This is a genomic window from Actinoplanes sp. SE50/110 (assembly GCF_900119315.1).
Taxonomy (GTDB): domain Bacteria; phylum Actinomycetota; class Actinomycetes; order Mycobacteriales; family Micromonosporaceae; genus Actinoplanes.
Map to the genome: position 1 here is coordinate 6,493,298 of NZ_LT827010.1, position 13,799 is coordinate 6,507,096.

The following is a 13,799-nucleotide window of genomic DNA, read 5'->3' on the forward strand; positions in this document are numbered from 1 at the left end:
CGGCCGCTACGCTGAGCGCATGACCGACGCCGACACCATGCGCGCCCTTACTCGCTACCTGGACGACGCCAGCAGGCGGGAACGTGCCGCCGACGAACGGAACAAAGCCATCGTCGGCGCCATCGAAAAGGGCTTCGCGTCGCTGGTCAAAGAGCTCCACGATGGCATCACCCTCATCCAGCACACTCTCATCGACGAGCTGCGCGACATGCGGCGCTGACGTCACGCTGGCACCTCTTCGAGAACGCCCATCTGCTCGGCGCCCGACTCGGTCAGCCAGTAGGCGCCCTTGTCGGTGGCCAGGATCTGCTCGTCGACGAGCTTGTTGACGGCGTTGGTGCATGCGCGGGTCTTGATGACGGTGCGGACCGCACCCGCGAGCTCCCCGAACGGCACGGGGTCGCGGTCGCCGTCCAGCCACCGTTCGGCGAAGAACCGCAGCACGGCCTCTCGGCCGCCGGTCGGCGGTGCTGTGTCGCCGGGGGCGCTGTCGAGCAGGTTCGCCGGGATGCCGGCCCCCAGCAGTTCGGCCGGGTCCATGCTGTCGAAGGCTTCGAGGCGCTTCCACCGGTCGGCGTACAACGGCCCGGCTACGCCGAGCACTGATGCTTCGAGGCCCAGCGTGTCACCGGTGGTGATCAGGTCGTAGAGGTCGCCGGCATAGTCGGTGCGCATCCGCATCCGCTTGGTCGATGACGCGTAGCCGAGTCCGGCGGTGGAGAAGCCGTCTTCCCACGCGGCAGGCAGGTTCGCCGGGTCGCCCGGCATCCGGCCACCCGGCCAGGCGGCGGTGCCGGTGAGTTTGTCGGCGGTGCGGAACACCGCAACGAATCCGGATGCGAGCTGGCCGCGCAGCACCGAGTCTTTGATCTCCGACAGCAGGACCGACTGGGACAGCAACCTGACCTTGATGTTGGCCTTGCGGCCGGATTTCGACAGCAGCGCCAGCAGCTTGGTGATCTCCTTGCCATGGTCGGGGTCGTTCATCGGAATGTGCGCCTCGTCGATGGTGATCGCCAGCAGCGGGAAGTCCGGGGACACCTCCCGGTACTTGACGCGGCGCTGCACCACCCGGCCATCGGGGCGGGTCTCTTCGCGCCGCATGCGGGTCGTCACCAAATTCCGGGCGATCATGACCATGGCGGCGACACGGAGCATCACCAGGATTTCCTCGACCGACGGCGCGAACCAGTCCACCCCGTCGCGCAGGTCACCCAGGCTTTGACCCATCTGCGGGTCACCGATCCACGACACCACAACACCGGACTGCCGCTCCAGCGCGGCCAGCAGGTTCAGGTACTCGCTCTTACCGGCACCTGTCGCGCCAGCAATGAGCTCCATGACCGCACCCCATCCCGGGCGCCAAAACGGGTGCCGTCCGCGGGTGCCGTCCTCCAGGGTCATCGTCTCCGCAAACCCGGTTTTCAGGTCGATGCCGTTGCCGGACCAGTCGTTTCCCTTGGTGAGCGGGCTGGTCCGCTGCACAAGGATGGTGGCCTGGTTCGCGTCGAACGGGTCCGCGACGATCGACACCATGCTCGTGCCCACCGAGTACGCGCGGGCGATCTTCCGCAGAGGCTCGGCGGTGTCGAACTTCTCCGGGTCCAAGTCGGAGTCCTCATGGGCGATGATCCGCCCAGACCAGCCACCCACCGACGGCATGATGTCCTCCAGCCGGGTGCCGTGCAACACCCGGCCCTTCACCGACACTTTCTCCCACCGCTCCAGCACGTAGGCGCGCAGCAGCTCAGCTTCAGTCGGCTGCGGCGTATCGTCGACCGGCTCGTCGTCCTCGTCGATAGCAGGCTGCGGTGCAGGAACCCGCCGCGCCTGCGCCCAGCGGAGGTAGGGGCGGGAACCGATCACACCGAGCCCGAGCAGCGCCGCCACGGCGAGTCCGCCGTCTCCAGTGGTGATGTTCAGGTTGATGGCGTCGGCAAGCTCGCACCACACGCCGGCTGCGGCGGCCAGGTATGCGGCGGTCCGGGCCCGCTGGGCGATCACAGCGTTCGTCGGTTCCACGGTCGGGTCCGGGAAGTCGGCGGTGTTGCTGTACCGGGTCAGCCAGGCGCGGGTGAACCACCACGACCCGGCGACGCACGCCGGGACGGCGGCGGCCTGCGCGATTTCGCCCCACCACGGGAAGTCAGCGGCGTCGAGAACCAGCCCGGCGGCTCCCACCGCGGCGGTTGTAGCGGTGGCGTTGACGTGCGCGCGGCGTTCCTGCAGCAGTTGCCGCACCGGGATTCTCGACAGCCTCCACTGACGCTGGCCGGGCCGGCGTAGTTCGGTGCAGCACACCGCGCACAGCGGCCGGTGGACCTTGGATTTGACGCTGACCCACTGTCCACTGTCCGGGCAGGCGGGGCATTCCATCTCGTAATGGGTGAGTTCCCCGCCGTCGCTGACCGGTACCGGCTGCTTGCGGGCTTTCACCGTTTTGCCGTCCGCGGCCCGGTAGTGCCAGGACAGGAATGCGGCGCCGCTGGGCACGGTGAGTTGACCGTCCGGGCCGCGGGACGCCGTGCGGGGGCGGGTCGGCGGGCTGCCGCCGGGCGGCATGTCACGGGTCGGGGCGGGGCGTTGGTCAACACTCATGGCTCACTCCGGAGAAGGCTGCGCAGAAGGAAAAGGGGGGTTCCGGGCTGGTACCGCAACCGCCAAACCTCGAGGGCTTGGCAGTCACGGATGGAGTCCGGCAGGGTCAGCGTCCGTTGACGGCGGATCCGTCGGCGCCCTGCAGCGCCTCGGTGGCCTGCTCGTTCATCGTGTCGATCGCCTCCTTGGAGGCGCGCACGCCGGTCTTGGCCGCGGCGATGGCATCGATGAGCGCTTTGATGTGCTCCGGAGACAGCATCTCCAGAGCGGTGGCCATTCCGGCGGTGATGCTGTCCGGCATGCTCTTCGAGTCCAGAAACCCCTTGAGCCGCTCGGCAGCAGCACCAGCCGAGGTGATCCGTTCGTCGATCAGGTCCAGGGCGGTGTCAACCGCCGTGAGGTCGCCGTCGAGCAGGTCGCACTCGTTGCTGGCCGATTCGAGGTCGTGGGCGTCGCCGGTGGCGGATCCGCTGGTTGCCGGTGTGGTCATGGCGTCCTCCTGGTTGTTGGGGTTGGAGCATCGGTGGGCTTTCAGGGCGGCGTGGGCGGCATCCTGGTCGGGATAGATTTGCCCGCTGTCGAACCCACACTGCCCGCAGGTGAAGAAGCAGAGGCCGCCGCTGCCCGGCTTCAGGTCGCCAGCTATCGGGCACGGCATGTGGGTGCTGTAGTAGTCGGCGTCCGCAGCGGCAGGGCTGGGGAACTCCCGGCGCGTTGTTTGACCGCAGTGCTGGCATGCCCAGTTGTAGGCATCCCCCGTCTGCGAATCCCGGGCGGAGGCACGAACAAACGTGCCGTTGCCCCAGTGCCCCTGCGTGTGCCGGGTCGGGCGCGTTCCGTGGGGCTGCTCCCGCGTCGCGTTGATAGCAATACACGGGATGCAACGGGTCACATTGCGGGTCATGCCGACCGTGGTGCCGCAGGTATCACAGTGGCGGGCCGGGCTTTCCCCGTCCGGGTCGCCGGGGAGAAACTCGATGCGACCGGCAACGACTTTGCCGCAGCCCCCATGCACCTTGTTGAGATGCAGTTGCGCGTCTTGAGCGGCTGCGTCGTCGGAGTCATAGCCGCCGCAGCCGGTGCCGCAGCGCTCGCAGTCCCATCGCATGAGTACCCGGGATCCGCCGGGCCCACCCGGCGGCGGGCTGGTGTCGGCACCGGCCGCCGGTTCGGCGATGAGTACTTCGTCAACGCTGGGCACCAGTTCGTCCTCGGCGGGGCGTTGCGGGCCTTCCCACAGCAACTTCGCGAGGCGTTCGACCCGCTCGGCCAGCGACGGACGAAAGTGCCGGGCCGGACGGTTCTCCGCTTTCGCGGCCTGGTTCTCCTGCCGCTGCGCCTTCTTCTCGGCGCGGCGCTGCTCGTGGGCGTCGATCACGTCCTGCAGGGCGTCACCCCAGTAGACGGCAGCAACGTCCTTCAGGCCGGGTTTGCCGGCCGCGTACGGTGACCGTTCCTTCTCCGGTTTAGCTGCCTCCCGGGCCCGGGCGCGTCCCTCGGCGCGGATCCGGGCCCGTTCCACATGCGGTGGCGTGGTGCCTTTGGCGGTGGCGATGGTGTCCTGCACGAACCGGCCACCGGTGAACAAGGCCGCCAGCAGCAGGCAGACCAGGAACTCGAGGCCCACGGTCAGCCCATCTTCTGCATCTGGGTGGTGTTCTTCTGCACGCCGTCACGCAAACCCTTGGTGATCGTGGGCAGGACACCGATCCCAGACGCCAGGAAGATCGGGACGAGGAAGAACGCAATCAAGGCGGGCCGGTCGGCGCCCTTCTTCTTGCCCTTGATGTCAGCGACGATGATGCACACGCCGACGAACACGGCAACGGCGCAGACGATGCCGAGCTGCCTGGCGTACTGGTTGGCCCAGGAGCCGACGACACCGGAGTAGGTGACGAAGCCGCCGACGGCGGCCATGACGCAGGCGGTGCGAGTGAGTCGCACCTTCTGGTGGATGTACCAGGCCCCGGCGAAGACGATGAGTCCCCCGACGGTGGCGAGCAGGCTGCTGAACATGTTGAGCATGGCTAGGTTCTCCTTTCGGGAGACGTGGTCAGTGGGTGGCAAGCAGGATCAGCGCGGCGATGATGGCGGTGCTGACCGGGCCGCGGAACGGGTGGATGAACAGAAATTTCAGGGCGTCTAAGAACAGGGCGGCGAGCACGGCGATGGGCCGCCACGCGTACGTCCAGTACCGGTACGGGGTCCAGACGGTGTCGAGGCCGGCGGTGTAGTCGGTGCGCCACACGGTTTTCGCGGACGGGGAGCGTTCCTCGGTGATCCACGAGTCGGCGGCGTCGAGATAGACGATGCGGGCCAGCCGGATCACGGCGTGGGGACGCTGCCGGGCTTTCGCCCGGGTGGTATCGGCGGGGCGCAGGGGCACCACCGTCGGCCGGGCCGGCCGGGTCGCGGTGGTGGTAGCCGCGTTCGACGGGGCTTCCGGGAACACCCCGTCGAACGCGTCAGCGATGGTCATGGTGGTGCACCTCCTCAAGGTCGCGTTTGGAGATCGTGGATGTTGGTCGGTAGAATCGCGCGCCCGCACGGGTGCACGGGCACCGCGCCCGCTGGATGGCATCGCAGTGACTGCCACGACGACTGCCATGCCATGACTGCCATGCCGTCCGGTGGACCTTCCGGCGGTGTTCCGGGTCATCGCGGGTTCCGCCGATCGGCTATTTCCGCGACTGCCAGAGCCAGTTCGTTGCGTCCGCGCTCGTCAAGGTCAGCGGCGACGGCCTGGACGTAGTAGCAGGCCTGCTCGACCCGGCTTTTACCCTCGATGGCGTCTTTGATCTTCTCTTTGAAGAACGCGAGGCGGCGTTGGCCGCGAACGAGGCGACGGGCTTTCGCACGCTGCTCGGCGGTAGTGCCACGGACGGCCTTCAACATTGATCCCTTCAGTGTTTGTGCTGGTCAGGCGGCGATGAGGTACGCAATGAGTCCGGCCAGTCCGGCGCCGAGCACGTACAAGGCGATGAACCGCAGGGCCTGCAGGCTGGCGTGGTGCTTCACCGTGCGACCTTGGGCATGCTGCGCAGGTGCACGACGGCGGCGATCACCATCGCGGCGATCGACGCCCCGACCGGGTAGATGACCAGCTCGGGGCTGCTGCCGGCGTGGAACGCGAGCCCGGTGAGGGCGCCGGCGATGAGGGTGAGGCTGCCCGCGGTGTCGACGGCCTGCCTTTTGCTGGGTTTCGGCGGCTGCGGCGGCAGAGTGACCGGGCCGATGGGCTTGTCGACCAGGGCGGCCGGCTCCCCTACGGTGCCTAGGTCGAGGGCGCGGTACGGGGTCAGGTCGGTGGTCATCGCAGGGCCTCCCGCAGCGGTCGGCCGGTCCAGTCGGCGGCGTCGCCCCTCGCAGCGGAGAGGGCGGACAAAGCGGCGTTGCTGGGGTCACCGTCGCTGTTCACAGTTGCGGTGAACGTCTTGGTGACGCCGTTGACGGTGAGGGTCACCGTGGCTTCGGCGGTGGTGGTCATCGTGTCGGTCATCGGAGGTTCTCCTCGGGGGTTTGGTGGTAGCCGTTGACGCCCGCAAGGACGGGCTGCGAAGGCTGCGGAATGGGTACCGGGATGCGAACCTGCTGGGTTCGCTCTGGCCGGGTCGTCTGGTTCTCAGCGGCGTTGAACGCGGCCCGCACATCGGGCATGTACCGGTTCGCAGTGCCGGTACTCACTCCGGCCTTTCTTCCCAGGTCAGCGTTGGTGAGAGCCCGGTTGCGTGCGAAGGCTCGGGCGAGTTTGCGGACGCTGTCGACGGGGTGGTCGGCGAGCGGGTGGCTGGGTTTCGCAGCGACCGTTTTGGGGTTCGCACCCGAGTTCGCAGTGGCCTTCTCGGCCGGCTTCTCAACGGTGCCCTCGGCTGGGTTCTCGCTGGGTTTCGCAGCCTGGTTCGCGGTCTGGGTGGGCGGCTGGGTGCGTTCGGTTTCGCTGCGAGTCTCGCTGCTGCGAGTTCTGGTGCGTACCGTCTGCGAGCCGGGCTGGGTGTCGGGGTGGGTGGGGCGGAGCGGGTTCAGGTCGGCGACCGCGGCCCGAGTGGTGGTGTCCTCGACTTGGTACAGCAGGGCGAGTTGGGCGCGCATGTCGCTGAGTAGTGCTTGGTCGGTGGCGAGGCGCAGGTGTTCGTTCGCGGCTTCGGTCTGCCTGCGCAGCGACCACTGCGCGAGGTTGATGCGCCACTTCTTGGCGTTGTTCTCGCGGAGCAGGTGCAGCCGGTATGCGGTGCGGGCGAATCGGGCGATGCGCCGCTGCCGCTCGACTTCTTCGACGGTGCGTTCGGAGGGTTCGGCGAGGCGCAGCCAGACAAGGATCCGTTCGGGGGTGAGCGCCCATTTGATCCGGCCGCGGACCTTCTTCGCGGTGCCGGCGAGGGCGGGGTGGGCCTGGAGGTGGATGTCGAGTTCTTCCGCCAACTCCTCGGAGATCATGTAGGCGGCGACGAGTGCGGCGAAGAAGCGCAGGACTACCTCGACCATCCGGTCGGCGTCCATGGCGGCGACCAGGGCGGAGCCGAGGGCGATGCCGTAGATGGTGCGAATGCCGGGGCCGAGGGTGGCGTGCCGGTGGATGTGGCGGCGTACCCGTCGCCAGGCGGCGACGATCTGTGCTTCGGCGAAGAAGAACAGCACCATGCGGAAGAACCAGTGCAGGTGCAGCACGTCACCGAACACTTTCCAGGCGCCGAGGGCGACGACGGCGGTGGCGAGGATGCCGGTGATGCGGGTGACGGCCCGGTCGGTGCCGGTGAGCTCAGCTTTGTCGGTGTTCTTGGTGCGCCGGTTCCGTCCGTACAGGGACATGGTCAGCAGTCCGGCGAGGACGCCGCATACCCCGTAGATGAGCCAGGTGGAGTGCGTGACGGCGGTGACCTGCGCCGAGACAGCGTCGATCCAGCTTCGTGCTGCGGCCGGGTGTCCGGTGGGCAGGGCGGGGCCGTTGTCGGGCTTGGCGAGGAACACCGTCACGGGCATGCCTCGACACTAGCAGGCGGATTGAGAAAATTCTAGCTATTTCTCAAGTAGCGCACCTATGCTGAGGGCATGTTCCCCTCACCCGCTCCGCCCCAAGCAGGCGTCACATTGATCGACAAGCTATTGGAGGAGGCGCTGCCATCTCCCGCCGAGCGTCGGCGTCGAAGGCGAGCAGTTGGCGCCAAGATCCGTCATGTTGCTGCCGCCGTAGGAGTCAGCGAAGCTGCGGTTTCGCTCTGGGAGCGCGGTATCTGCGAGCCGGGCCCGCGGCATCGAGTCTCTTACCGCCAAGTCCTTGACGACCTCGCGCTCTTGGAGAAGCAACTGGCCAGGACTCAGGCATGACGACGGCCGCGGTGCGCGAACACCACGGCCGTTTAGTTCATGCACTTGCTTGCACGCAGGAGACTCCCTTGAAGTTAACCCAATCTGTCGAACGGCAGCACCTCTGCGCCGTCGAGCTTCTCCGTGGAACGTGCTGATGGGCTACCTACTACGGCGCGAAGTCCGCGACGCTTTACCGCCTGGCCTGCTGACGGCTGCCGAACGACTTCTGGTGCTTGAGCTCGCCGATGCATGCAGCGACACCACACGGGAAGGTTGGGGACTGTAAAACGAACGGTGTAACTCCTGATCAAGGAGACGCACCTGATGACGGTCATGACGGATGCCGTGGATACTTCCGCGGTGGCGAAGAAGAAGACTCCGGCGAACACGCCTGAAGGCGTGGACGCCGAGCTGGTCGGCCGGCTGGTCGAGCAGGCTCGGGCTGCGGGCCTGCAGCTGACTGGTGAAGGCGGCCTGCTGCAACAGCTAACGAAGCGGGTGATCGAAGCCGCGCTGGACGGCGAGATCACTGACCACCTCGGTTATGAGAAACACGACCCGGTCGGCAAGGACGGCGGGAACTCGCGCAACGGCACCCGTGCCAAGACCGTGCTCACCGACGTCGGCCCGGTCGAGATCACCGTGCCGCGGGATCGAGACGGCTCATTCGAGCCGCAGATCGTCAAGAAACGGCAGCGGCGGCTGACCGGCGTCGAGGACATGGTCCTGTCGCTGTCCGCCAAAGGCCTGACCACCGGAGAAATCAGCGCTCACCTGGCCGAGGTCTATGGCGCCGACGTCTCTCGCCAGACGATCTCCACGATCACCGACAAGGTCATGGACGGCATGGCCGAGTGGCAGAACCGGCCCCTCGACCGGGTCTATCCGGTCGTGTTCCTGGACGCGATCAACGCCAAGATCCGCGATGGGAAGGTCGCCAACCGGCCCATCTACGTCGCTCTGGCGGTCACTGTCGAGGGCACCCGCGACATCCTCGGGCTGTGGGCCGGCGACGGCGGTGAGGGCGCAAAGTTCTGGTTCAGCGTGTGCACCGAGCTCAAGAATCGTGGCGTCGAGGACGTGCTGATGGCCGTCTGCGACGGCTTGACCGGCCTGCCTGACGCGATCAACACCGTCTGGCCCAGGACTGTGGTCCAGACTTGCGTGGTGCACCTGCTGCGCAACTCGTTCAAGTACGCCGGCCGCCAGCATTACGACGCGATCGCCAAGGCGCTGAGGCCCGTCTACACCGCACCGACCGAGGCCGCTGCCGAGCATCGGTTTTTGGAGTTCGCCGAGGCCTGGGGCGGGCGATACCCGGCCATCGTCCGGCTCTGGGAGAACGCCTGGGCCGAGTTCGTGCCGTTCCTGGCGTTCGACGCCGAGATCCGCAAGGTTGTCTGCTCGACGAACGCCATCGAGAGCGTGAACGCCCGGATCCGCCGGGCGGTCCGGGCCCGCGGGCACTTCCCGAATGAGCAGGCCGCCCTGAAATGCGTCTACCTCGCCGTGATGTCCCTCGACCCGACCGGCACCGGCCGCCGCCGCTGGGCGATCCGCTGGAAACCCGCCCTCAACGCCTTCGACCTCGCCTTCGAAGGACGACTCACCGCAGGCCGCAACTGACCTTCAACAACATCGAGTTACACCGTTTTCTTGACAGTCCCGAAGGTTGGCCAGGCAGTGAGGTACTGGCTCAACTGACGGATCTGTCGGAGCGAAGTATCCAAGAGGCCCTGCGGCGAGTGGCGCAAAAGTGGATTGATCTGCGAGTCGTTCTAGGCAAGGACCGGCACGGCCAGCCGTTCTATTCGGTGCCTGGCAGGCGGGTTACCTTCCGCTTTCCCAAGTTTGGGAAGGTACCTGAAGGTGCGACAGATCCGGGGGCTAAAGGTGCGATGGATCCGGGAGCTTACGACGACGAAGGTGCGACAAATCCGGGGGCTACTGGCGAGTTAGGTGCGACAGATCCGTCAGCAAGGTGCGACAGATCCGTGCCTAAGGTGCGACAGATCCGGGGGCCTTCTCCTCAAAGAACCGCTCATAACTTCAACCACTCACAGTCTCTCTCTCCGCGCGCGAACCAAGGTCCGCCTTCCCTGGCGCCCGAAGAAGATCGAGAAAGAGATCATCGCCTAGATCATCAAGAAGCTAACCCGGTCAACAACTGGCTCGCTGCCGCCGGCGCTCCCGACGAAAAACTCACCGAGATCCGGGATGAACTCGTTCGCCGCTGTCAACCTCGGTCTCTCGCCTGGTGGCGCACCGTTCACGGCAACGGCGACCTGCGACAACTTGTCGCAGAGGTGCTGGCGAACCCCAACAGCGGGTACCTGCAGCCTCGGTCGCCAGCGGATCAGCGCGTTGCGGAGAACCAGGCGCTATATGAGAAGTTCCGGCGGCAACCGCGCCGACCGCGAAAGAACACGGCGCCCGAAGATGTCAAGGCGTACTGCGACATCAGCAAGCCCTGAATCCCTTGGTCCCAACCCTGCTGAGTTAGCACATGGAGGAATGATGACCTTCCGTGACAAGTCCGTGATCCGACACCAATCGGGTAGCCGCATCGATACGCTACGAAGTGCCGGGAGTTCAGCAAACCCCGTCCGGAAGGTGCCAGACTCGACGACTTCGACCCGCGCAGATGTGCGGAATCCATCACCTGGCGAGGGTCTACCCCCTACCCCCATGACGGCATACGTTGCGGCGATGAGCACCGCGACCGACATCGCTGCCGCCCTACGCGAACAAGCACAGGCGCAGATCCCATACGGGCTAAGCAGCAACCTCACCGATGTCCAGTACGACGCAGCCCGGTTTGCTGTTGCCTCCTTCGGCGCGCTGAGCGCCATGGACCTGGAGGCGCTGGTCCGAGGGCAGGGCCCCTGGACGGCTACACCCACCGGCAAGGCCATCGACATCACAGTCATTCGCGACACCGTCCGCGCCCAGCAGGAGATCCCGGAGGGCAACGTCTCCGGCTATCCCCAGTCCCTGCGCCAGGCGATGCTGCGCCCTGCAGACCAGCGTCCGCCGAGAGCCGCCACGCCCGACTCTCCCGAAGAGATCGAGGCGTTCATCGCCGACGTTAAGGCGAGAATGTGAGGCGTTGATTGCCCGCAGCCAAGTTCCGACTGTTCGGGTTCATGAACGCAGTCCGCGAATGGACCCGCCATGACCCACCAGCTGGCGACCTTCTGGTTAAGGTCGCCAGCTTCGGCGCCGAACTGGAGTCCAACCCGCAGTCCGGCAATATCAGCCAGGAACATCCGGGGTACTACACCGCCGTATTACCGGCACCGAGCACAACGGGCGCATCGTCGCCGTCACCTTTACCATCGAAGGACGACCGACCAACGACTACGCCGGTGAAGTGCACTGCCAGGACATCGGCTGCATCACCCACCCGCAGGATGCGCTGTTCGAGCAGTGGCCGGCCGCACCTCACCACCACCCCGGCGCGTCGTTTACGACTCAGGCCGGCGAAGCTACGAACTAGCGCCGAGCTGCACGACCTGGTCCAACAGTTGCTCGATCAACTGGTGGTCGCCGGTATCCTCGACCGGCATAGCACGTGGTCGGCGCGGCAGCACTCGCCCCGGGCGCCTTGAGGTTGGCACATCCGTACGAGTGGCGGACTTACCCCGCCGACAGTACCGGCCGATACCGTCATCCCATGAATGAGCCGCCGCATGAGGGCCCAGACGACTGGTACTTCGACGAGAAGCTCCAACGGTGGCTGCGCCACTCCGGCAGGGCCTACTGGCGGCAGTTCCTGGCTGAACGCCGGGAACGCGCGGCCACCTGCGAGCTGCAGACGGGACGGGAATTCCAGCAGCAGGCGTTCTCGAAACGTATCGATCTTGTTCAAGATGACGACAGTTCCCTCCGCCCCGCTAAGGTGGTTGGCATGGACTCCGACGCCCCCATCCCCGCTGACGAGACCGGCCGCCCGCCGCGCGCGTCCGAGCGGCTCATGGCGCTGCTTGGCAGGTCAGCGCCAGCACCGATGACGCCCGAACAGCGGGCCGGCTATCAGGCGCGTATGGATCGCGCGGACGCGGACCTGCGGGAAATCATCGAGCGTCGCAACACGCCGTCGGCCGCGTGACGCACTCTCCCCGCGTCCTGGACGCGTCCGCGCTGATTGCGATGTTCGGCGGGCATCCGGACCTCATGGAGATGCTCGATGACGCCGAGCGCGGCAATGTGTTCCTGCTACTGCCGACGGTGGCGGTCGCGGAGGCCGAAGCGGCGCTGAACGTGGGACTCGCCTTGTGGACCCCGTTCCTGATGTCCCGGGGCGTCACCACGCTTGATCTGACCATGCATACCGCGGTGGAGGCCGCGCGACTGGCTGATCCGCAGTTGCCCGGCGCGGTGGCGGGCCCGCTGATGGCCGGTCAGGTGGCGTTCGAGGCGCAGGCACTTAACGCGGTGGTCGTCACTCAGATGCCGAGCATGTATGCCGGCTACGAGGTGGCAATCATGCCGGTGGAAGCGTAGCCAGGTGGAGGCTTCCGTGGCGGACCGATCAGGAAGTGTCAGTGCCGTCATCCGACCGCGCTTTCACGATCGAAGCCAGTCGCTCCGGGACTCGCGCTTACGTTGCTAATTCTGTAGAGCGCCGGGCTACCTGACTGTCAGGTATCAGATTGCCTGCATAGTCGATGTCGTTGCACTCGCGCAACTCCGCCCCTATGTTGGCACCGTGGCTGGTCCTGAGTTTGAAGGTCAAGAGGAACGACGCGAGGCCAACAGGCCGCGAGACGACTGGCCTGCGATTGTTGAAGCAGTCAAGACGCCCCTCGGCTTCTTTGCGCTGGTCGTGCTCGCCGTTGAAGGCATCCTCGCTGTGGGGGTAGGGCTCACGAGCGGGCCTAACCAGACTTATCTGGTTCTCGGCATGATCGGCCTCGTAGCGTCGCTGATCCTACTCGTCACCGGAATGGCGGTATGGCGGCCCGAATCGCTGTACGGGAAAACGCCGGAGATAGTCGTTTCGATAGCGAAAGCGCCCGCCGGATCAGGATCGCCTGATACTCAGGACGGCGGCGTGGCAGAAGTCGTCGAGAATCCGAAATTCTTGATAGCCGGCTCAGAAGCCGCACCATGGGACCGTTTTCTCGAAGAAGACCGCGGAATTATCACTGCGGCATTTCCGGGCTCCACTGTTTCGGTTGAGCCCGCAGAAACCGCAGCAGGCTTCAGTCAGGCACTCTTGACGTTAGGGGCACACGCTCAAGTTTGGCAGCTCTCTGCCCAAGTTGAGGGAAGCGGAAGCATACAGATCGGAAGCGATTCGCTTCCGCCGCGCGGACTTGGCGAGGTCGTACGTCAGTCACGACCGAAACTCGTCGTTCTAGCAGCATGCGCCTCAGCATCAGTCGCTGCAGAGATCGCCCCGTCGGCCGCCACGGGAACTCTTGATAGTGATGCTTGGAAACGATGGAGTACTATCTTCTACACACTGCTCGCGACCGGCGTGCCACTGAGCCGGGCATTCGCAATTACTCAAGCCGTAGATGGACTTCCAGTAGCCATGATCTTACGGCGAGATATGATATTCGCTGGGAGAGATCAGCGTTCGCTCCGGGCTGGAAAGTGAAGACAACGAGAATGGCGCACGCTGAACTGAAAGCGAAGGCAAGCGATTCACTCATTTACTGCCAGCCGTGAACGGCGGCCAGGAACGGCCGTTACTTTGCAAATCGCTCACCAGTACAACGCGGCTTCGCGGTGCGCGGTCATTAGTGCGTGGCGAGGGAAGCGACGGAAGGCAGCTCTGTCGGGGGCGCTACGAACCGGCAAGAAATACCGCGTGATCCTGGGCGACCCGGTAGGCCAGCATCGGCGGGTGCTGGTCGTACCAGCTTTCCGCATACGTCGCCACCCGC

General features: G+C 65.9%; 14 protein-coding genes. 6 read left to right on the forward strand and 8 right to left on the reverse strand.

The window, feature by feature from the left end:
* The first annotated feature begins 19 nt into the window (after positions 1-19).
* Positions 20-220, forward strand: a complete 201-nt coding sequence (locus tag ACSP50_RS29320; RefSeq protein ID WP_014692914.1) for a hypothetical protein — start codon at positions 20-22, stop codon at positions 218-220.
* Between the two features lie 2 nt (positions 221-222).
* Here the strand turns inward: ACSP50_RS29320 and ACSP50_RS29325 are convergent, their stop codons facing one another.
* From ACSP50_RS29325 to ACSP50_RS29360, 8 genes are all read right to left on the reverse strand, one after another.
* Complete coding sequence (locus tag ACSP50_RS29325; RefSeq protein ID WP_014692915.1) at positions 223-2,598, reverse strand: cell division protein FtsK; 2,376 nt, start codon at positions 2,596-2,598, stop codon at positions 223-225.
* A gap of 106 nt (positions 2,599-2,704) precedes the next feature.
* Positions 2,705-4,225 (reverse strand): hypothetical protein, encoded by a 1,521-nt coding sequence (locus ACSP50_RS29330; RefSeq protein ID WP_014692916.1) that lies wholly within the window; start codon positions 4,223-4,225, stop codon positions 2,705-2,707.
* Positions 4,226-4,227: 2 nt separating this feature from the next.
* A complete protein-coding gene (locus ACSP50_RS29335; protein WP_014692917.1) occupies positions 4,228-4,623 on the reverse strand; it encodes a hypothetical protein in 396 nt (131 codons plus the stop codon).
* Positions 4,624-4,651: 28 nt separating this feature from the next.
* Positions 4,652-5,077: a hypothetical protein gene (locus ACSP50_RS29340; RefSeq protein WP_014692918.1), complete on the reverse strand. Its 426-nt coding sequence runs from the start codon at positions 5,075-5,077 to the stop codon at positions 4,652-4,654.
* Positions 5,078-5,253: 176 nt separating this feature from the next.
* On the reverse strand, positions 5,254-5,493 hold the full coding sequence (locus ACSP50_RS29345) for a hypothetical protein (RefSeq protein ID WP_014692919.1): 240 nt from the start codon (positions 5,491-5,493) through the stop codon (positions 5,254-5,256).
* 119 nt (positions 5,494-5,612) lie between these two features.
* The gene (locus ACSP50_RS29350; protein ID WP_014692921.1) at positions 5,613-5,912 is read right to left on the reverse strand and encodes a hypothetical protein; all 300 of its coding nucleotides are present in this window, start codon (positions 5,910-5,912) and stop codon (positions 5,613-5,615) included.
* Positions 5,909-6,097 (reverse strand): hypothetical protein, encoded by a 189-nt coding sequence (locus ACSP50_RS29355; protein WP_014692922.1) that lies wholly within the window; start codon positions 6,095-6,097, stop codon positions 5,909-5,911. Before ACSP50_RS29355 ends, ACSP50_RS29350 begins: the two co-directional genes overlap by 4 nt.
* Positions 6,094-7,575: a hypothetical protein gene (locus tag ACSP50_RS29360; RefSeq protein ID WP_043512398.1), complete on the reverse strand. Its 1,482-nt coding sequence runs from the start codon at positions 7,573-7,575 to the stop codon at positions 6,094-6,096. The genes ACSP50_RS29355 and ACSP50_RS29360 overlap by 4 nt, the downstream gene beginning before the upstream one ends.
* Before the next feature lie 651 nt (positions 7,576-8,226).
* On the opposite strand from ACSP50_RS29360, the gene ACSP50_RS29365 reads away from it, so the two are divergent.
* From ACSP50_RS29365 to ACSP50_RS42495, 5 genes are all read left to right on the forward strand, one after another.
* Complete coding sequence (locus ACSP50_RS29365; RefSeq protein ID WP_014692924.1) at positions 8,227-9,528, forward strand: IS256 family transposase; 1,302 nt, start codon at positions 8,227-8,229, stop codon at positions 9,526-9,528.
* Positions 9,529-10,611: 1,083 nt separating this feature from the next.
* The gene (locus ACSP50_RS29370; RefSeq protein WP_080128064.1) at positions 10,612-11,007 is read left to right on the forward strand and encodes a hypothetical protein; all 396 of its coding nucleotides are present in this window, start codon (positions 10,612-10,614) and stop codon (positions 11,005-11,007) included.
* Positions 11,008-11,578: 571 nt separating this feature from the next.
* Entirely contained in the window at positions 11,579-12,013 is a 435-nt protein-coding gene (locus ACSP50_RS29375) for a hypothetical protein (RefSeq protein WP_014692926.1), read from the forward strand.
* Entirely contained in the window at positions 12,010-12,408 is a 399-nt protein-coding gene (locus tag ACSP50_RS29380; protein ID WP_014692927.1) for a hypothetical protein, read from the forward strand. Before ACSP50_RS29375 ends, ACSP50_RS29380 begins: the two co-directional genes overlap by 4 nt.
* A gap of 205 nt (positions 12,409-12,613) precedes the next feature.
* The gene (locus ACSP50_RS42495) at positions 12,614-13,510 is read left to right on the forward strand and encodes a hypothetical protein (protein WP_014692928.1); all 897 of its coding nucleotides are present in this window, start codon (positions 12,614-12,616) and stop codon (positions 13,508-13,510) included.
* Positions 13,511-13,799: the final 289 nt, after the last annotated feature.